Consider the following 21,289-nt stretch of genomic DNA (forward strand, 5'->3'; position numbering starts at 1 on the left):
GCTTTTGCTTCGAGGTGTTTTTCTCGAAGCAAAAGCTAATTTGAAAGGTGGTACGAATTTGTTCTTTCAGCAACTAATTAACGGTCTATCAATAGGAAGTGTGTATGCTTTAATGGCTGTAGGTTATTCACTAATATATAGTCTTCTAAATTTTACAAATTTTGCACATAGTATAACAGTTACAATAGGAGCTTTTGTTACTTTTTACTTTCTTTCTATGGTTACCAAGAATCTTTTTTTAGGAATAGTTATAGCTACAGGCGTTGCAGGTTTACTAGCTGTTGTAATTGAACTGTTAGGATATAGGCCTTTGCTTAATAAAAATGCTCGTCGAATTTACTTACTCATTACAGGACTTGGAATCTCAATTATGTCTGAGAATCTTGTAATTATAGCTTTCAGTAGTCGCTTTCGTGTATATCCGGTAAATTTTTCCAATAAATCAATTGAAATATTTGGAGCCAGTGCTGGAGTGATAGATTTGATAATATTTAGCGTTAGCGTAATAACTCTTGTTTTGGTTGAACTGCTTATACAAAAAAGCCGATTAGGTTTAGCTATTAGAGGTGCAGCTGTAAATCTTGATGCAACATCTCTTATGGGAGTTGATGTCCAAAAACTAATTATGATTGTTTTTCTGATTGCAGGTAGTTTAGCAGGATTAGCAGGTGCGCTTTTAGGGGCAAAGTATACTACATTTCCGATGCTTGGGTCAGTAATGACTAACAAAGCTTTTATTAGCTCTGTAGTTGGCGGGCTTGGGAGCGTACCTGGTGCTGTTCTTGGAGGCTTAATTTTGGGAATTAGCGAAAGCATGATTTCTGGTTATTTATCTTCTGCTATGAGAGATATATTTGCATATCTGTTGCTTGTTATAATTCTTTTTGTAAGACCATCTGGTCTTCTGGGTAAGTCATCAGAGGATAAGGCATGAGGAGGAAAAGACATGAATAATTATGTTATTGGTGTCCTAAGTCTCACAGGAATCTATATGATAGCAATTTTAGGTGTATCTATTTTGACGGGTTTTACAGGACTTTTTTCAATGGGTCATGCTGGCTTTATGGCAATAGGCGCATATGTTTCTGCCCTTGTGACCAAGAGTTTTGGAATTTCACCATTTTTTGGGGTTTTTTTAGGAATGCTAGCAGCTACTGCGGTTGGCTTAGCAATCGGCTACCCCACACTTAAATTAAAAGGGGATTATTTTGTTATTGCTACACTTGGAATCGGCGAAGTGGTAAGGCTAATTATAGAAAATCTCCCTAGCGTAACGGGGGGTGCTCGTGGAATGGCTGATATCCCAAGGGGCTCAAGTTTTAGCGTTGTATGGGTTACAGTTATTGTATTAGTAATGTTATTGAGAAATTTCTTATATTCTAAGCATGGCCGCAATTGCATCGCAGTTCGAGAAGAGGAATTAGCTGCCTCAGCTATAGGCATAAATGTGGCAAACTATAAATTGTTGGCAATGGGAATAAGCTGTGCGCTTTGCGGTATATCAGGAGGGCTGCTGGCTCATTATATGAGGTATTTAAATCCGAGTATGTTTAGTATGGCAAAATCTAATGAGCTTGCTATGACCGTAATACTTGGCGGCTGTGGGAGCCTGACAGGAACTGTTATAGCTTCTTTAATTCTTGTTCCTCTTCCTGAAATACTGCGTTTTGGTTCTGTTCAAGAATGGCGCATGGTATTTTATGGGCTTTTGGTAACATTAGTAATAATATTTAAACCTTCTGGTTTATTAGGTAACAGAGAATTCTCTTTAGCTGATTTAAAAAATGTTCTTTTTCGAACCGCTCAGAGATTTTTAGGCGAAATGCTTAAGGGAGGGAAGAGAAAAAATGTCTGAGCATGATGTTGTTTTAGAAATAGACCATGTTGTAAAGCGATTTGGGGGTATTACCGCTGTTGATGATGTCAGTATACGTATAGCCAAACAAAGCATTCATGGGATAATAGGACCTAATGGAGCGGGCAAAACTACATTATTTAATATGATAACTGGCATATATAATACAACAACAGGGAGTATCTTTTTTAATGGGAAAAAAATTAACGGGAAGCAAACCCATGAAATTACTAAATTAGGAATCGCACGTACTTTTCAAAATATTCGTCTTTTTAATGATTTAACGGTGTATCAAAATATGCTGACAGCTTGTCAAAAAAATATAACCTATGGGTTGTTTGATGGTTTTCTAAGAACCTCAAAATGCAAAACCCAAGAAATGTCAGCAGATAAAATTTGTAAAAATATGATGATAGAAGCGGAGCTTAGTGAATATAAAGAACAAAAAGCAGGAAATCTTCCATATGGAATACAACGAAGGTTGGAAATTGTGCGAGCACTTTTAACAAATCCATATGTTCTATTATTAGATGAACCTGCCGCTGGCATGAATGAAGATGAATCTTTGCAGCTTTCTAATTTTATTAAGGATATTCGTTCGAAAAATGATATCACAATAGTTATAATAGACCATCACATGGATGTTATTATGAATATTTGTGATTTCATATCAGTATTAAATTTTGGCTCATTATTAGCCGAAGGTACGCCAAGCGAAATTCAGAAAAACCAAAAAGTTATTGAAGCATATCTGGGAGTTGATGAATAATGCTCAAAGTTGAGAACCTTAGTTTTTCTTATGGAAAGATCCGCGCAATAAAAAATGTAAGTTTTGAGCTTAAAGATGGTGAAATCATGGCTATTATAGGAGCGAATGGTGCGGGTAAATCTTCTTTAATGAAATGTATAGCTGGTCTTTTAAAACCTCAAGCAGGTAATATATGGCTTGGTAAAATCAAACTTGAACCCCCGCCCTTCAAAGCTGTAAAGAATGGCGTTGTTTTAGTGCCGGAGGGTAGATGGATATTTCCTAATTTATCAGTTGAGGATAATCTTTTGTTAGGAGGATATACAGTAAAGGATCGTAGGCCAGGCTTAAAAACTGCATATAATATGTTTCCGTGGATGGAAGAGCGCAAAACTCAGCGAGCAGGGACTTTGTCAGGTGGCGAGCAACAAATGCTAGCCATTGCGCGGGGCTTAATGTCAAATCCTGAGTTTTTACTTTTAGACGAACCTTCTCTTGGCCTTGCACCACTCATAGTTAATGACATAATCGAACTAATAAAAATGATAAATGCTCAGGGAATTTCTATATTACTTGTAGAACAAAATGCGCGCAAAGCTCTTGGAATAGCTCATCAAGCGTGCGTATTAGAAGAGGGGAAGATTGTAAAAAGTGGAAGCGGAAAAGAACTAGCTGCTGACGAAGAAATAATTTCAGCTTATTTAGGAAAGAAAAAATAGAAAGTGAGGAATAAAAAATGAATGAAAGAACGACTAAAGCACAATTTGATTATTTTGGTATTGAAGGCAAAACTGCAATTGTTACAGGTTCAGGAAATGGAATTGGCCGTGCAACAGCTATAATGTTGGCAAAATTAGGATCTAATGTAACTGTATGCGATATTGAAAATGAGAGTGCTAATAATGTTACAAAAGAAATAATAAACAATGGAGGAAGGGCAATCGGTATAAGGTGTGATGTATGCCAGCTGGAAGATATAAGAAATACTATTGATAAAACTATAGAAGAATTTGGCAATGTTGATATTCTAATCAATAATGCTGCTGGTTTTGGTGGAGGCAAAACAATCGACGATATGACCTATGAGGAGTGGAATCGCCTTATACAGCTCAATCTTACAAGTGCTTATATGTTTACCATGGAAGTTCTTCCTTATATGAAAGCGAAAATGCATGGGAAAATAGTTATGGTTAGTTCAGGAGCAGGAATAGTAGGAGATTTTTCAGATCCTCATTATGCAGCATCAAAAGCCGGAATGATAGGGCTTGGAAAAGAATTAGCTCATGAATTAGCTGCATATCGAATAAATGTGAATATTCTAGGCACTGGACTTACAGATACACGAATGTCAAGATCTAATTTATGGAATAAAAAAACGCAACAGGTGCCATGGTATCGCATAGGTTTACCTGAAGACCAAGCAGCTGCTATAGCTTATATGGTTTCTGAATCAGCTGATTATCTCACCGGCCAGGTAATTTGTCCGAATGGCGGTGCTTGGATGTAAGTTTTACTTAAAAATAGTTACATATTATCTTTTATATATTTTTATCTCTTAAAAAATTGTATAGAATATAGTAAGGAGAATAAAAGATATAAGATGGAAGATATTATAATTTATAACGGTATAATTGTAACAATGGCAATAGAAAACGGTACAGGTCTTATTAATAATGGTGCAATAGCTATTAAAGGTGATATAATTACCGATGTTGGTGAAACAAAAAATATATTAAAACAATTTAAAGCGCATAGATACATTGACGCAAAAGGAGAAGTGATAATGCCTGGCCTGATTGATACACATATGCATTCAGGAATAGCATTGTTTAAAGGACTTGCTCAAGATACAAGTAATTGGTTACAAGGATGTATTTGGCCTCTTGTAGAAGAAATACATGTACAAGAAGCTTTAAAGGGCTCCATGGTTATGATTAGCGAAGCAGTAAAAGCAGGAACAACAACTATGTGTGATTATGATAATCCAATGAGGGAAATTGTACAAAATCATATAAAAATAGGAACACGGGCGTGCGCGACCCAAGAAATAAATGCATTACCCTTAAATGCTTCTGAAACACCTATTGGTGAACTATATCCGCTTGATTCAAGTGTAGAAAATTCAAGATTAGAAGAAAGTAAAAAGCTTATAGAAGAGTATCACAATAGTTATAATGGGCGAATAACATGCATGCTTGGTCCTCAAGCTCCCGATAGAGTTACCAAAGGACTTTTAAACGAAGTAAATGAACTTTCCAAGAAATATGCTCTTAATATTCATATGCATGTTGCATGTGGGACACGAGAAATGAACCAAATGCTATTAAGGTATGGCAAGCGTACTATACCTTTCCTAGATGAAATAGATTTTTTAAATGAACGTCTGGTTGGAATTCATCTTTCTGTTGCTACTACTAATGAGTTAAAAATGTATGCACAATCTGGCACTGCTATGGTCTTATGTTCAGGAAGCGAGGCTATAATTGATGGAAACATTCCTCCGGCTTTAAAATTTAGCAAATACAGCAATCGCCTAGCTTTGGGTTCCGATCAAACACCTGGCGGAAACTCGAGTAATATGTTTAACGAAATGAAACTTACGGCATTGTTGAATAAGTGCAAATATAATAATCCAACTATTTTCCCTAGCTGGAAAGTACTGCGGATGGCCACAATCGATAGCGCCAAAGCTATAGGGATGGATTCTATTATAGGTTCTATTGAAAAAGGTAAAAAAGCTGATATGATAATAATCAATTTTATGCTACCACATCTTACGCCAATTATTTTAGAGCCAATTCGAAATATTGTACCGAATCTCGTTTATGCAGCAAATGGTAGCGAAGTTACTACATCGATCATTAACGGTGAAGTTGTAATGGAAGACCATTGCCTGACAAACGTTAATGAAAAAGAAATTATTGAGCAAGCAAACGAAGCGGCAAAAAGCGTGATGAAAAGAGCAAAAGAAAAAGTAATGAGTAAAGAAACTGAAATGATCCAAATGATGAGAAAAAACGAATATAATTTAATATAAATTTCGAGAAGATTATTTATTGTAGGTTAAAAACTTTTGTTTTGCTTTTGAAAAAAATGTAGATAACTTTATGAAAATCTTAATTTTATCTATATCTGATGTATTGTATTAAACTCTTGATATTTCTAATTAATATAAATATCAAGGTAAATGTGATCTAATTTAGGTATTTTATCTTGAAGGAAAGGAAAATGAAAGAAATATGAAAAAAGATAGTTTGGATTATTTAAAAATAGTTGGAAAGCCGGCAATTGTAACAGGAGGTGCAAGAGGCATAGGACGTGCAATATCTATTTCTCTTGCAAGATATGGAGCAAAAGTAGTGATTTGCGACATAAATGATGAAAATGGAAGGGCAGTAGTAGAAGAAATAATATCACAAGGAGATGAAGCTGCATATATTCATTGCGATGTATCTGACCCATTACAAGTAAAACAACTTGCTAAATTTACAATGGAAACTTTTAAGGGGATTGATATCGTTGTCAATGATGCAGGCATTGGATCTGCTCCTATTCCGTTTGAACAAATAAGCGATGAAGAATGGGAAAAAATGTTGCGAGTTGATTTAACGGGTCCTTATTATGTTTGTAGAGAAACAATTCCATATATGAAAACACAAAAGCATGGCAAGGTCGTAAATATTAGTTCTGGTTCAGGAATTATTGGAGCTGAATTTTGTGCTCATTATGCGGCAGCAAAAGCAGGTCTTATAGGATTTACTCAATCAATAGCTAAAGAATTGGGACCATTCAAAATAAATGCTAATGTAATAGCTGTTCCGACAACCGAAACCCCAATGTTAGCTGAAACAAATTTTGATGTGTTTGTAGAAGATGAACTTAAAGAAATACCGTGGGGCCGTATAGGCACACCTCAAGATATTGCAAATATGGTTTTATACCTGTCGTCGGATGCATCAGAATATGTAACAGGTCAAGTTTTGGCTCCTAACGGTGGCAGACGAACACCAATTTAACAAAAACATATTTCTTAATAAAAAGCAAGTCAATAGAGAACCTCGATTAATCTGCTCCTTATATGATAAAAATTCGAAACTATAAAAATTATTATCATATAACGAGCATTTTTAATTATATAATATCTGCAAACTTCATACTTTACTTTAATATTTTTTGGATCATATATAACATACAACAATTTATTTATATCACTCTATCTCCTCTTATATCTCTAATTACAAAATAATTTTCCTATCTTTATAATCATCTGGGTCTGTTCTATATACTCGTATACAAATTCTAGCTTTCGAAGGACCAATAATAAACTTAAGCAGCTTATAAACCGATAGAATCCTCTTTTTAGATTCAAATATTTCTTGCTCTAAAGGGATCAACCATCAAAGGCCCTGCGAATCAATTGCAGAAGTAGGAATTTTAGGATATATTGAGCATATAAATAGAGGGGATGGTGTTATTAAAGCCGTCATTCAAAATTAGAGAACAGTCAGGCGACTTGAATTCCTATATTATTTTGTGTGATGATGCAGCATCATTTTATATCCCTCTAGTATGACGATGAGCGATATTCTCCTTAGAAAGCTTACAATAAAACCTGTGTCAAACAGCCATTAAATTAATGATATTTACGCTGAGATTAAGGTTAGCTAATCTATCTTCAAATCCGGAAAGGGAACTCCTCTCACAATTGGTAATTTTCTTCCTGCAACTATTATACCTTACCAAAAACAAGGTATAATAGAAAAGAGAAATGAAATTTTACTATGATGTTAGAGATTGGACTTTGTTTGATAAGAGAGGGATTTACGATGACAGCCGAAAGGTTAGAGAAGATTTTCCGTGAGATTCTAGATATTTTGGATATAGGTATTCATATTATTAAGACTAATGGCGATACAGTCTTATATAACTCTTCTATGGGGAAATTAGAGAGACTTGTTCCGGCTAATGTAATAGGAAAAAATTTATTAGAAATTTTTCCATCTCTTAATAATGAAACAAGCACTTTACTTTATGTGGTTAATACAGGAAGGCCGATAGTCGATCGGGTACAGACTTACATTAACTTTAAGGGCCAAAAAATTACCACAGTTAACAGTACGTACCCATTAAAAGACGGGCAAAAGATAATTGGGGCTATTGAGATAGCAAAAGATATAACAAAATTAAAAGAGCTATCTGAAAAAGTAGCATTCTTACAGAGCTCATCAAAAGAGAACACAAAAAGAAAAAAAGAAGGTCACCCTTTTGCAAAATTTACATTTGATGATATTGTAGGAGAAAGCAAGGAAATCAAAAAAACAATTTCAATGGCTAAAAAAGCTGCCCAAACTTCTTCTTCAATTTTAATTTATGGAGAAACAGGCACAGGGAAGGAAATGTTTGCACAAAGTATTCACAACGCAAGCAGCAGAAGGAATCAGCCATTCATTGCTCAGAACTGCGCAGCAGTGCCGGAAAGTCTTTTAGAGGGAATATTATTTGGAACTGTTAAGGGAGGATTTACTGGAGCAATAGATCGTCCGGGTCTTTTTGAGGAAGCTGATGGAGGCACACTTTTTTTAGATGAAATAAATTCTATGGGAGCCAATCTTCAAGCTAAGTTACTCAGAGTTCTTCAAGAAGGTGTTATAAGAAGGGTCGGAGACACTAACATAATACCGATTAACGCAAGAATCATAGCGGCTGCCAATGAAAATCCTATAGAATGCACAAAGAATGGAACTTTGCGAAAAGATTTATTTTATAGATTGGCAGTAGTTTATATAAAAATACCGCCTCTTCGCGAAAGAAAAGGAGATATCTATATACTTACAAAATATTTTATCAAGAACTTAAACAAAACTTTAGGTAAAAACGTTATTGATGTGTCGCGTGATGTATTGAAAGTCTTTATGGAATATGAATGGCTAGGCAACATCAGGGAATTAGAGAATGCTATTGAAGGTTCTATGAACATGATTGTAAATGAGAGTTACATAGAAATTGAGCACCTTCCTTTTTATATATTAGAGCAATATAATCAAGATGGCAATTATATTTATAAGGACAAAAATATTGAAAATGAAGATAAATTAGCTAAATACATTATCCCGTATAATAATCAGGATGCAGAAGACGCTTATGATATTGCTGATTCTGCCCTTGATCAGGTGATAGATCGTATTGAAAAAGAGATTATTGTTAAGACATTAGATTTATATAATGGCAATATAACTAAAACAGCAGAGAAACTGAAGATTAAACGGCAAACTTTGCAGTATAAAATAAAAAAATATGGACTCATTCTTTAACGTTTGCATTCTTAATATAGAGCAAAAAGCAACCTCTTTATACCACCTTTAAATCGATTTTTAGATACTCACTTTTGCATAAATTTCAAATAGCTTGAAGCCTTATCATCTATAATATGGTTTCAGGCTATTTATTTTTATCGTAAGCAATACTCATTTATTTAAATTGTTCTAAAAAACTAAGCTATGAGTTATTTGTAAGCAGGAATTTGTCAATTGTAAGTTGTAATAATGATTATAAAGATTTTTACTCTAAATAGTATGCAAAATTTTTTGCATTAATAATTACGGATGCAAAAAATTCGTCATTATAATTAAAATAAGATTAAAAAAGCGCCACTTTGATAAAATGGTCTGCTTATATTTAATTATAAGTCAACAATAATCAATCACAATAGTTAAAAAGAAGATATAATTGGCATAGAAATTGCAATATTAATACTTAAAACAGTTTTGACTATAAGTTTTTTTATAAAAACAGCAAAGGAGGTAAAAATGTAAAAAAGGCAATAACCTTTACTGATGTTATTTGGAAGAAAAGAATATACTTTCTTTATAAACGATTTAGCTATCTTGATTCAGCTATCTTAGTGCAGGAAGTATGCACAGCCCCTTGACGAAAACCACAAAAACCTTTAAAGATATAAAAATTTAATGTCTAAAGATAATTATATGAGGAGAGGTAAAATGGAAGAGTCTAAAAGTAAGCCGATTATAGGAGTAACAACAGCTTGGAGCATTGAAACATGGGGCGATTCATTAGAGGGAGGGTATTATTATGTAGGGAAACCATATGTAGAAGCTGTAGCAAAATGTGGTGGAATACCGCTATTAATAGCTCCGGAATATGATTTATCCACATTGGATGACACCATTAATAATATTTTGGATACGGTAGATGGATTACTTTTTTCCGGAGGAGGAGATTCAAAGAAAAATTCAGGAAAATCTATATCTGGATTAAGAGAGCAACAGCCTAAGAGGTATGATTTTGAAGCTGAATTATTGACAAAAGCTCGGGGAAAAGGTATGCCGATATTAGGTATATGCAGAGGATTCCAAATGATTGTAGAAGTTTTCGGAGGTAAATTGTCCAATGAATTAGTTGAAAACCATAAGCAAAACATTTTCGGGAGCAATCCGTGGCACAAAGTTCAAATTAATAAAGAAAGCAAACTTTATGATGTTCTTAAGAAAGAAATATGGGACGTTAATAGTTTTCATGTGCAAAAAGCAGAGAAACCACCTGAAAATTTTATTATTTCTGTAATAAGTGATGATGGAGTAATAGAAGGAGTGGAAGCTATTGAAGATCCATTTTTAGCAGGTTTCCAATTTCATCCGGAAGAGTTAATGTGGCGCGATCAAGAGGCAGAGAAGATTTTTAAATGGTTTATAAAATCTTGTACAAACAAGTAGAAATTATTTTGTAATATTGCAGGAGATTGAATGACGGCATATCTTGCGAAAAGATGAGAGAAAAAATGAAAGAGACGATATTTTATTATGATTGCTTTTTAATACATAGTGAATTGGTAAGGAATATCAAGAAAATAAAAGATAACAGAAGGAGTGTTATGAGTGAGCAATAATGCTAAAAAAGAAAACAAGGATAGAAAGTTTCTAAATCCCAATGGTTATTTTATTATTATGATCTTGATACTTCTTGCTGCCATTGCCACATGGGTAATTCCTGCCGGACAATATGATAGAGTCGTTGATAGCGTTACAGGAAGAGAAGTTGTAGATCCAAATTCATTTAGATACATAGAAAAGACACCGGTAGGACTATTTGATGCTATCGTTGCTATACCCCTGGGAATAAAATCTATGTCAGGTATAATTGCCTTTATATTTATTGTTGCAGGAGCAACAGCATTAGTAAAAAGCACCGGCGCAATTGATGCCGGTTTAGTAGCATTAGTAGACAAATTTAAAGGGAGAGATTTACCGTTACTTATTGCGACAATAATTATATGTTCTCTTTTAGGTTCTTTATTAGGATTTGCACAAGAAATAATACCGTTTATTCCTTTAGGGGTGGCATTAGCGCTTAGCTTAGGGTATGATAAAGTAGTTGGATTTGATATTGTGAGAACATCTACTTGGGTTGGGTTTGCCGCATCGACAATAAATCCATATGTTGTAGTAGTTGCCCAACAAATGGCTGGACTACCTATTATGTCAGGACTTAGATACAGAATAATAATATATTTTATATTCATGATAATTAGTACTATATTTTTCTTGAATTATGCTAAACGAGTTAGAGACAATAAACAAAACAGCGTTATTTTCGGATATGAAAGCGGAGAAGATCAATCAAAATTTAAGATAAAGAATATTACCGAATTCACTATTAAGCATAAAATTATTTTAATTACTTTTGCATGTGGATTAATTTTATCTGTTTATGGCGTGCAAGCATATGAATGGGGAACTAATGAGATGGCAGCTGTAATACTTATTACAGGAATAATAGCGGGATTTATTGCAGGTTATAGCCCCAATCTTATTGCTAAGATATTCACTGGAGGTATGAGTGAAATAACAAGCGGTGCTTTAATAGCTGGATTTACCGGTGCTATAGCAATTATATTACAGCAAGGTCAGATATTAGATACGATCATATATGGATTATCACAACCTCTATCTCAAGTAAATGGAGCAATTACTGTTATAGGAATGGTATTATTATATAGCATCATAACATTTTTTATCGGTTCAGCAGCAGGTAGAGCGGCTGCAACACTTCCGATTTTAATACCCTTAAGCGATATTTTAGGAATTACAAGACAGACTACAGTATTAGCCTTTATATTAGGCGGGGGAATTACCAATATGATATGGCCAAATATGATCTATGTTCTTTCATTTGCCGACATTCCTTACAGCGGATGGGTAAAACATATTTGGAAGCTTGTAGTTATATTGATAGTTATTGCTTGCGCTGCTGTTTCTGTAGCATATTTTACTAACTATGGGCCATTTTAGTTATTATGAATTTAATTTGTTACAGCACACTTATTACCCTTTTAGTCGTGCAAACTTAAAAGGGTAATATTTTTTTGGTTAATTTGCATTAGCCATGACATAAAGGCGCTAGGAAGTATAATTATTTAGTTACCGCAAAATATTTTGCGCAAGTTTTTAGTAAAATAACGTATGGCTCTCCGATGTGTTATATAAAAAATATTTCATTATGTTTTCTGAGATTATACCTGCTTTCTCGTTAGTTAAAAGGATCTTAGGTCTGCAAACTATAATTTTATTAGAATTTATGTATGTAATTCAGGAAGATTAGAGCGTAAAAGTTAATTGGCATAAAAATTGCTTAAATTATAAGTAATGGTATTTTTGAAGCAGTTGCAAGCGATCGTAATATTTCCTATATATTCCCTATTATCCGCCGGAGACAGTAAACAGACAAAGTTATTATTTGTAAACTATTACTTTTAACTTAGATATGGAGGCCTTCATGATATATCCCAGTGTAAAAATTGATCTGGAAAAGCTAAGAAGCAATACAAATTGCATAGTAAATCTTTGCAAAGAAAAAAATATAGAGATTATGGGAATAACAAAAGGTATTTGCGCCTTTTTGCCGGCTGTCAGAGCAATAATTGGCGGAGGTGCAAAGAAACTTGGAGATTCTCGAATTAAAAATATCAAAATGATGAGAAAAGAAGGTATTGGTTTGCCTATTTACTTGATACGGTGCCCAATGCTTTCAGAAATAAAAGAAGTAGTAGATCTGGCCGACGGAAGTTTAAATTCAGAATTGGAAGTAATTAAAGCTTTGTCATATGAAGCTCTTGCAGAAGGTAAAAAACATAAAGTTATATTGATGGTTGATGTGGGAGATTTAAGAGAAGGAGTCATGCCTGAAGATGCACTAGATATTACAGAAGAAATACTTAAACTGCCGGCAATAGAATTCGAGGGAATTGGAACTAATACCGGATGTTTCGGGGGAGTAAAACCGACATATAGGAATACAAAAATTTTGGCAGATCTTGCCAATTGCATTGAAAAGAAATATTCTATTGAGTTAAAAACTATATCAGGAGGTAATTCTGATACTTTAAATCTTCTTAAGGAATCGGAACTTCCACCACGAGTCAATCAACTGCGAATAGGCGAGGCGATACTTCTGGGTACGCGTGTGGATAAATTTTCAGAGTTGCAGCTTTATAGAGATTCTTTTGTATTGGAAGCAGAAATAATAGAAGTTAAAATAAAACCCTCGTGTCCGATAGGAGAGATAGCTTCCGATGCCTTTGGAAAAGTTCCGGTTTTTGAAGATAAGGGACTTATGAGACGCGCTATAGCAGCAATTGGCAGACAAGATTGCATTATCGAGGGATTGTCTCCGCTAAACGATCTAATAGAAATAATTGGATCAAGCAGTGACCATCTTATCCTTGATGTTACTAAATCCAAAGATATAAACGTAGGTTCTAAAGTCCGTTTTAGATTAAGCTATAGCGCACTCATAACTTTAATGAATTCTAATTATGTAACCAAGAATTATAGTTAATATTTAAGAAAACAATAAATTTTAATTACTATGTCGTAAGGAGAGATAAAATATGGACAACGTAAAAGTTATTATATGGGGTTTAGGCGCAATGGGCAGTGGTATGGCAAAAATGATTTTGCAAAAAGAAGGCATGGATATTGTTGGAGCGATAGCTTCAAGGCCTGAGAAAAATGGCAAGGACCTAGGCGAAGTTATTGATTTAGGTCAAAAATGCGGAGTTTTGATATCATGCGATGAAGACAAAGTGTTAAACACTAAAGCGGACATCGTCCTCCTTGCCACATCATCTTTTACAAAGGATGTATTTCCTCAAATAGAGAAAATAATTGAAAGTGGTAAAAATGTTATAACAATTGCAGAGGAAATGGCATATCCTTTTTATAGTGAACCAACATTATCTAAAAAACTTGATGTGTTGGCGAAAGAACATAATGCAACAATACTTGGAACCGGTATAAATCCAGGTTTTGTTCTAGATACTTTAATAATTGCATTAACTGGAGCTTGCATGGACGTAAAAAAAATCACAGCTCGCCGTGTAAATGATCTTTCACCATTTGGCGCAACCGTCATGAAGACCCAGGGGGTGGGGACTACAGTAGAAGAATTTGAAAACGGATTAAAAAGCGGTAATATCGTTGGTCACATTGGATTTAATGAGTCTATTGCAATGATTTCCTCAGCCTTAGGTTTTGAGATAGATGAGATAGAACAGACGAGAAAACCAATAATATCTAAAGTTTTCAGAGAGACTCCATATGTTAAAGTTGAGCCGGGGATGGTTGCAGGATGCCATCACACCGCAATAGGAAAGGTAAAGGGTGAGCCGATTATTGTTTTAGAACATCCACAGCAAATACATCCTGAATTAGAAAATGTCGAAACTGGCGACTACATAAACATTGAGGGAATGCCGAACATAAACCTTGCCATAAAACCGGAAATTCCTGGCGGGGTTGGCACGATTGCTTTAGCAGTAAATATGATACCGCAAGTTATTGCTGCAAAACCAGGACTTACAACAATGAAGGATTTGCCAGTACCTGCTGCATTAATGTCAGATGTAAGGAAACTTGCCCACTGGGGGTGTTTTTAATTGATGAGTGCGAAAAAGGGAGATTGGGTCCAAATACATCGCATAGAATTAAAGCCATCAGAAAGAGTTTCTAATTTACCCCTAGATACTCAAAACGTTCCCTTGGAAGTGTGGCAAAAGGGATTTGCAGCACATGAGGCCTTAGTTGGCGATGAGATTGAGATTGAAACGGTTATTGGGAGAAAGGCAAAAGGAGAATTGGTTAAAGTTAATCCTGAATACGAACACAATTTTGGAAAACCGGTAGTTGAACTATTGACAATCGGTGCTGAGCTTAGGAAGATTTTGGAAGGTGAAGAAAATGAATAGTGATATGAGCTATGATGCTGTTATGAATAGAAAAAACGAGATAATGAAAAATGCAGTTGGCATAGATTACAATGATTTTGAATCAGGCGGTATTGCATTTGAATATGAAAAAATGATGGAAGAGGTAGGATATACACTAAATGAAATTAGGGAAATTCAATCTTATACAAGCGTAGGGAACACCCCCTTGATTGAACTTCGAAATTTAACTAAAATTGCACGCATGATGTCGGCTCCCGGCAAGGGTGCAAGAATTTTTATAAAAGATGAAGCCGCCAATCCTTCGGGAAGCTTTAAAGACCGACGAGCTTCTGTGTCAGCATACAGAGCTAAGGCATTGGGTTATGAGGGCATAATCGCAGCTACCAGTGGCAACTATGGAGCAGCTGTAGCTTCTCAAGCGGCTATAAACGGCTTAAAGTGCATAGTTGTCCAAGAAGTATTCGATAGTAAAGGTAAGGGCCAACCTGAAATACTAGAAAAAGGTCGAAAGTGTGAGGCGTTAGGGGCTGAAGTAGTACAACTTACAGTTGGACCAGAGCTTTTTTATACGTCTTTATGCTTATTAGAAGAAACAGGATATTTTAATGCATCCCTTTATACACCTTTTGCAATTTCAGGCATCGAAACACTTGGATATGAGCTTGCCGAGCAAGTAAAGACCAGAACAGGTAAAGAGCCGACTGCAGTTATAATAACTCATGCTGGTGGAGGCAATGTAACAGGTACTGCTCGCGGCCTTTTAAAAGCAGGGTGTAAAAACACAAAAGTTATTGGAGCAAGCGTAAATCTTGAAGGCCTCCATATGGCAAGTGACGGGGACTTTAATAGAAAATCGTTTACAACTGGACATACAGGTTTTGGTGTTCCTTTTGCTACTTGGCCTGATAGAACAGATGTCCCGAGAAATGCTGCAAGACCTTTAAGATACCTGGACCGCTATGTTACGGTAAGCCAAGGCGAGGTATTTTATATAACCGAAGCCCTTGCACAGCTAGAAGGAATGGAGAGAGGGCCTGCAGGAAATACATCCCTGGCGGCGGCTTTTGCAATAGCTCGGGAAATGAATGAAGACGAAATTATAGTGGTACAGGAAACTGAATATACAGGAGCGGGAAAACTGCCAAGCGCGCAGTTGACTTTTGCAAAATCAATGGGGATTGAAGTAAGAAAAGGCGATCCTGTTGATAATAAACCCGGAGAACGAATAGTAATTCCTGAGCATCCTTCACAGATAAGAGTAAAAGATATGGATTTAGATAAAATGAAGAGATCATATGTAAAAAATTGTATTACAGCCTACAGCAAAAGCAAAATTCGTCCTGAAGATATTACATTTTTGGCTGAAGATACAAAAAGCGATGTAAATTATATAAAAAATATTCTCGATGAACTAGCACCGCAAAACAAGGGTTAAGGGGTGAAAATATGCAGCGAAAAGATGATTTTGAGGAACGCAGAAAACATTTATCCAACCTTACAGAGGAAGAACTAAAAGATAAATTCTGGGAGCTTACTGAGCAGGTTGTAAAACCCTTGATTGAGCTTGCGAAAACTCATACTTCTCCTTCTATTGAACGCTCAGTATTATTACGAATGGGATTTAATAGTTTAACAGCAAAAGCAATAGTAGATAAGTGTGTCGAAATAAACCTTTTAGGAAAAGGAGCAGGCAACGTAGTGCTAAAGTATTCTCTCTTTAAGAATATTCCTCTGGAACAAGCTGGAAATGAACTTGCAAGTGGACGCGGCTGGGACGAGATAAAAGAAGCGGTTATGATTGATATTTCGAATCCTGAGATTTTTAGCAATATTTTATCAGAGGAGATATAAAAATGAGCTTAGAGAAAGATAAGAAAATTGATATAGATGAGATATTGAATGATCTTAAAAACTATAGACCTCGGCGTAGAGGATGGCATTGGCGGGAGAAAGTGGAAAATCAGAAATTAGGCCCTTTTGAATACCATCAAACATCATCAGGATTAAAGAATAGCATTCCCCTACCGGCCGCAAAATATTTTGGTAATATCGATCCTCAGCCGGATTGCATAATTACGACTGAAATTGCTTCCGGACGTTTTGAGGATGACATTAGGCGTATGCGAATGGCTGCTTGGCATGGGGCGGATCATATTATGGTAATCAGAACTGCTGGGCAAAGCCATTTTGATGGGTTGATCGAGGGGACACCTGAAGGCGTTGGAGGAGTTCCTATTACGCGTAAACAACTAAGAGCTACTCGAAAGGCCCTTGATTTAATCGAAGATGAAGTTGGAAGGCCGATTAATTTTCATTCTTATATCAGCGGCGTAGCAGGACCGGAAATGGCTGTACTTTTCGCAGAAGAAGGGGTAAATGGGGCACATCAGGATCCCCAATATAATGTATTATATAGAAATATTAATATGGTTAGATCTTTTGTTGATGCTGCTGTAGCTAAAAAGATTATGGCGTGGGGAGATATAGTTCAAATAGATGGTGCGCACAATGCCAATGCTACTGCGCGAGAAGCTTGGAAAGTTATGCCGGAGCTTATGGTTCAACATGCTATAAATTGCATGTATTCTTTAAAAATTGGTATGAAACAAGAGAATATTTGTCTTTCAACGGTGCCTCCTACTGCTCCACCGGCACCTAATCTTAGAATAGATCTTCCGTATGCTGTTACGTTAAGAGAACTTTTCGACGGTTACAAAATGCGGGCCCAAATGAATACAAAATACATTGAATCTAGTACTCGGGAAGCAACAGTCACCCATGTATTAAACTTACTCATATCTAGGCTAACAAGTGCAGACATTCAAAGTACTATAACTCCAGATGAAGGCAGAAATGTTCCTTGGCATTATTATAATGTTCAAGCAGTTGATACAGCAAAACAAGCTTTAGTTGGTATGGATGGCCTTGCAGAAATGGTTCAAATAAAAAGAGATGGTCCCCTCGGAGTAAAAGTACGCGAACTTAAAGAAAGGGCTGTTTTGTTCCTTGAAGAAATTATAGAAGTTGGTGGCTATTTTAACGCAGTGGAACAGGGCTTCTTTGTTGATTCAGGGATGTACCCAGAAAGAAACGGAGACGGAATTGCAAGAAAAATAGATGGAGGCGTTGGCGCAGGAACGATTGTAAAACGTGACGAAGATTATATAGCTCCGGTCTGCGAGCAGTTTGGCGATAATCATGTCCCAACTTGGGTTAATAAACCATGTGATCTGATAGGAGGTTGCACCTTTTGCAGCCCTGATAAGATTGCTTATATAGATGAATTGGATGAAAATGATAATGTAGAAGTAAGACTTAAAGAAACAGAGCATCTTCGAGAGAATAACCTTTTAAAACCGGAAGTGGAATGGTTTGGAGATGGATGCATTTGTATTAATGTGTTTTTGCCGGCAGAAGAAAGGGTAGCGGAAGCTGCAGGCCTTGAAATCGGGAAAAGGCTTGGCCTTACCGAAGTAGAGGTTATTCACAAAGAAATCATGCAGCCCGCCGAAGGCACATATTTAGAAATAAAAGGAAAAGTAGATTTTGAAATAGACCCTAATGATTTAAAAATACCAGAAAAACCTAAGCTCCTTTCAGCTGATGAAATTAGAAATTATGTTAAAGATAACCCCATTAAAGTTGTGGCAGCAACGGTTGGAGAAGATGAGCATTCTGTAGGTATGAGAGAAATTATTGATATAAAACATGGTGGCCTTGAGAGCTTTGGATTCCAGTGCCATTATTTAGGCACATCTGTCCCAATAGAAAAAGTAGTTGATGCAGCTATTGAGATTGATGCAGATGCGATTTTAATAAGTACTATAATTACACATGCAGATATTCACAAGATTAATATGAAAAAGCTAAATGATATTTGCATCGAAAAAGGTATACGCAGCAACATTATTCTTGTTGGAGGCGGAACTCAAATTACAAATGAAATTGCAAAAGATGCAGGACTCGATGCCGGCTTTGGCCGAGGTACAAAAGGAATTGATGTAGCAAGTTTTATAGTTGAATCACTAAGAAATAGAAGCCTTGAATGATTTTGGTCGAATCTAGTTGTTAAAAAAGTTTTCTATTCAGTTTTAAGGAGATTTTTATATGTTGAATATAGATGTTTTAGTAGCGGAGATTGGAAGCACTACTACAATAGTCAATGCCTTTAACGGTATTCGCACTTCCTGTCCGGAATTTTTAGGACAGGGAATTGCTCCGACGACTGTAGAAGATGGAGATGTAACGATTGGCCTTGAAAATGCAATAAAAGATTTAGAACAGCAAGTGGAAGATAAGATTCAATGGGGGAAAATGATGGCTTCTAGCAGTGCAGCCGGCGGTTTAAAGATGACGGTGCACGGTCTTGTATATGATATGACAGTTAAAGCGGCAAAAGAAGCAGCGCTTGGAGCGGGGGCCATTATTCGGATGGTTACTGCCGGAATGCTAACACTGGCCGATCTTAAAAAAATATCAGAGATAAAACCCAATATAATATTGATTGCAGGCGGAGTAGACTATGGAGAAAAAGATACAGCTATATATAATGCGAAAAAAATTACAGAACTTAAAATGGATATTCCTGTAATTTATGCAGGGAATGTAGCTGCTAGAGATGAGATAGAAGAAATTTTTAAAGGCAAAAATCAGATATTTTTTGTTGACAATGTTTATCCTCACATTGATGAACTGGTAGTAGAACCTGCTCGAAAGGTTATACAGCAAGTTTTTGAAGAACATATTATTAAGGCGCCAGGCATGGAAAAAATTCGTACTTTTGTAGATGGGCCTATTATGCCGACGCCCGGAGCAGTTATGAATGCTGCTAAAGCTCTAAAAGAAGAAATAGGCGATTTATTGGTTGTCGATGTAGGCGGAGCTACTACCGATGTCCATTCTGTAGCTGAAAACTCAGAAGAAATAGCAAAAATATTAATAGCACCTGAACCGGAAGCAAAAAGAACAGTAGAAGGAGATTTAGGAATATTTATAAACCGTTATCATGTAATGGAAATTATGGGCTATGAAAAATCTACGAAAATTTTAGGATTTGATGTTAAAGAAGCTCTAGAAAAACTGCCGCCTATACCCTCAACTCCTCAAGAAATAAAACTTGCAGAGTATTTGACACAAATAGCTTGCAAAACTGGACTTGAACGTCATGCAGGTAAAATAAAGTATCTTTTTGGACCTGCTGGCAAATATGCCATAGCAACAGGCAAAGATCTTACAAAAGTAAAATGGATAATTGGGACTGGTGGCGCACTTACAAAATTACCAAGAGGCAAGAAAATATTGGAAAGTTTACGTTGCCCGGAAAAAAGTGAAAAATTACTTCCAACTCAAAACGCTAGGGTTTTGATAGATTCCAATTATATAATGGCTTCATTAGGGGTTCTCTGCTCTCGCTATTCTTCAGAAGGCATAATATTGCTTAAAAAGGACTTAAGTATTAACGAAAATTTCTGTATATAGTTTTTCGGTTTTACTTGATATCTCCTTAGCTTTGTGTTATAGTTTAATTAAATTAAATATGTTTATGTCCACTAGGGGAGCAAGATAGCTGAGATAGTGAGTGATTCACTGACCCTTGAACCTGTTCTAGGTAATACTAGCGTAGGAAAGTGGTTTTAGGATTTGAATATAGTAAGCCGCTGACCTTGTGTAGCGGCTTTTTGCCATCTACTCTCCGGACATAAAGTTTTGTTTGGGGAGGAGGTGAGTTTATTTGAATTTTGCTGCCGGTTTGTTTGAGGATTTTGCTGAAATAACTCCGCTTACATGGGTTGTTTTACTGGCTATAGTTGCTTTTGTTATCATAATTTCAATGATAGGAAAACACGCGAAGTTTGATACGAGAGCTATGGTATATGGAGGTCTTTGCGTTGCGGTTGCCTTCATACTTTCCTATATCCGGCTGTATCGTTGGCCTCAAGGAGGTTCGATAACGCTGGCGAGCCCGCTGCCTATTTTCATTTATGCTTATATTTTTGGACCTGCTGCAGGATTTATAGCCGGAACAACTTATGGTCTTTTACAACTTGTTCAAGACCCCTACATCCTACATCCTTTTCAAGTATTTTTGGATTATATATTGGCTTTTGCAGCTTGGGGGATTGCCGGATTTTTCCGTAAGAATTTGATTCTCGGTATAATTGCAGGAGGTTTAGGGCAGATATTTTCCAGCTTCCTTTCAGGCGTTATATTCTTTGCATCTTTTGCACCTGAAGGTATGAGCCCTATTTTATATTCTATAGCTGTAAATGGAACAGTGCTGGGGACCAACATTCTAATATGTGTTTTAGTTGCAATGATTCCTCAAATAAGAAATACAATTGAAAGCTTAAAAAGGCAAGTTATAAAAAGCGAATAAGATTTTATTTTTACCGGCTGCAATAATTGTAGACTATTTGCAGCCGGTTTTTGTATGCACAGCTATATT

Annotated in this window: 18 protein-coding genes and 1 riboswitch; all 18 genes read left to right on the top strand. The window is 35.9% G+C overall.

Annotated features, from left to right (window positions below; translation table 11 throughout):
- Positions 1-58: 58 nt before the first annotated feature.
- The 18 genes from BUE08_RS04005 to thiT all read left to right on the top strand — a co-directional run bounded on the left by BUE08_RS04005 (position 59) and on the right by thiT (position 21,220).
- The gene (locus BUE08_RS04005; RefSeq protein ID WP_213951472.1) at positions 59-934 is read left to right on the top strand and encodes a branched-chain amino acid ABC transporter permease; all 876 of its coding nucleotides are present in this window, start codon (positions 59-61) and stop codon (positions 932-934) included.
- A gap of 12 nt (positions 935-946) precedes the next feature.
- Positions 947-1,855, top strand: coding sequence for a branched-chain amino acid ABC transporter permease (locus BUE08_RS04010; protein ID WP_286680393.1), 909 nt, complete (start codon positions 947-949; stop codon positions 1,853-1,855).
- Positions 1,848-2,624: an ABC transporter ATP-binding protein gene (locus tag BUE08_RS04015; protein WP_213951470.1), complete on the top strand. Its 777-nt coding sequence runs from the start codon at positions 1,848-1,850 to the stop codon at positions 2,622-2,624. Before BUE08_RS04010 ends, BUE08_RS04015 begins: the two co-directional genes overlap by 8 nt.
- On the top strand, positions 2,624-3,322 hold the full coding sequence (locus BUE08_RS04020) for an ABC transporter ATP-binding protein (RefSeq protein WP_213951469.1): 699 nt from the start codon (positions 2,624-2,626) through the stop codon (positions 3,320-3,322). The genes BUE08_RS04015 and BUE08_RS04020 overlap by 1 nt, the downstream gene beginning before the upstream one ends.
- 17 nt (positions 3,323-3,339) lie before the next feature.
- On the top strand, positions 3,340-4,110 hold the full coding sequence (locus tag BUE08_RS04025; protein WP_213951468.1) for an SDR family NAD(P)-dependent oxidoreductase: 771 nt from the start codon (positions 3,340-3,342) through the stop codon (positions 4,108-4,110).
- A 93-nt stretch (positions 4,111-4,203) separates the two neighbouring features.
- A complete protein-coding gene (locus BUE08_RS04030) occupies positions 4,204-5,640 on the top strand; it encodes an amidohydrolase family protein (RefSeq protein WP_213951467.1) in 1,437 nt (478 codons plus the stop codon).
- 202 nt (positions 5,641-5,842) lie between these two features.
- Positions 5,843-6,619 carry an SDR family NAD(P)-dependent oxidoreductase gene (locus BUE08_RS04035; protein WP_213951466.1) on the top strand — a complete coding sequence of 259 codons (777 nt, stop codon included), beginning with the start codon at positions 5,843-5,845 and terminating at the stop codon, positions 6,617-6,619.
- 768 nt (positions 6,620-7,387) lie between these two features.
- Positions 7,388-8,914, top strand: a complete 1,527-nt coding sequence (locus BUE08_RS04040; protein WP_286680394.1) for a sigma-54 interaction domain-containing protein — start codon at positions 7,388-7,390, stop codon at positions 8,912-8,914.
- A 687-nt stretch (positions 8,915-9,601) separates the two neighbouring features.
- Positions 9,602-10,333: a gamma-glutamyl-gamma-aminobutyrate hydrolase family protein gene (locus BUE08_RS04045; RefSeq protein ID WP_213951464.1), complete on the top strand. Its 732-nt coding sequence runs from the start codon at positions 9,602-9,604 to the stop codon at positions 10,331-10,333.
- Between the two features lie 162 nt (positions 10,334-10,495).
- Positions 10,496-11,908, top strand: coding sequence for a YfcC family protein (locus BUE08_RS04050; protein ID WP_213951463.1), 1,413 nt, complete (start codon positions 10,496-10,498; stop codon positions 11,906-11,908).
- Positions 11,909-12,392: 484 nt separating this feature from the next.
- Positions 12,393-13,454 (top strand): alanine/ornithine racemase family PLP-dependent enzyme, encoded by a 1,062-nt coding sequence (locus BUE08_RS04055; RefSeq protein ID WP_213951462.1) that lies wholly within the window; start codon positions 12,393-12,395, stop codon positions 13,452-13,454.
- Between the two features lie 52 nt (positions 13,455-13,506).
- Positions 13,507-14,553 (top strand): 2,4-diaminopentanoate dehydrogenase, encoded by a 1,047-nt coding sequence (ord, locus tag BUE08_RS04060; RefSeq protein ID WP_213951461.1) that lies wholly within the window; start codon positions 13,507-13,509, stop codon positions 14,551-14,553.
- 3 nt (positions 14,554-14,556) lie between these two features.
- Positions 14,557-14,862: a 2-amino-4-oxopentanoate thiolase subunit OrtA gene (gene ortA / locus BUE08_RS04065; protein WP_213951460.1), complete on the top strand. Its 306-nt coding sequence runs from the start codon at positions 14,557-14,559 to the stop codon at positions 14,860-14,862.
- A complete protein-coding gene (ortB, locus tag BUE08_RS04070; RefSeq protein ID WP_213951459.1) occupies positions 14,855-16,279 on the top strand; it encodes a 2-amino-4-oxopentanoate thiolase subunit OrtB in 1,425 nt (474 codons plus the stop codon). The genes ortA and ortB overlap by 8 nt, the downstream gene beginning before the upstream one ends.
- 11 nt (positions 16,280-16,290) lie before the next feature.
- A complete protein-coding gene (locus BUE08_RS04075) occupies positions 16,291-16,695 on the top strand; it encodes an ornithine aminomutase subunit alpha (RefSeq protein ID WP_213951458.1) in 405 nt (134 codons plus the stop codon).
- Between the two features lie 2 nt (positions 16,696-16,697).
- Positions 16,698-18,893, top strand: coding sequence for a D-ornithine 4,5-aminomutase subunit OraE (gene oraE, locus BUE08_RS04080; RefSeq protein WP_213951457.1), 2,196 nt, complete (start codon positions 16,698-16,700; stop codon positions 18,891-18,893).
- 58 nt (positions 18,894-18,951) lie between these two features.
- On the top strand, positions 18,952-20,322 hold the full coding sequence (locus tag BUE08_RS04085) for a GlmL-related ornithine degradation protein (RefSeq protein ID WP_213951456.1): 1,371 nt from the start codon (positions 18,952-18,954) through the stop codon (positions 20,320-20,322).
- A 63-nt stretch (positions 20,323-20,385) separates the two neighbouring features.
- Positions 20,386-20,487: riboswitch (TPP riboswitch) on the top strand.
- Positions 20,488-20,575: 88 nt separating this feature from the next.
- Positions 20,576-21,220, top strand: coding sequence for an energy-coupled thiamine transporter ThiT (gene thiT, locus BUE08_RS04090; RefSeq protein WP_059032658.1), 645 nt, complete (start codon positions 20,576-20,578; stop codon positions 21,218-21,220).
- Positions 21,221-21,289 lie beyond the last annotated feature (69 nt).

This window comes from Tepidanaerobacter sp. EBM-49 (assembly GCF_001896645.1).
Taxonomy (GTDB): Bacteria; Bacillota; Thermosediminibacteria; order Thermosediminibacterales; family Tepidanaerobacteraceae; genus Tepidanaerobacter; species Tepidanaerobacter syntrophicus.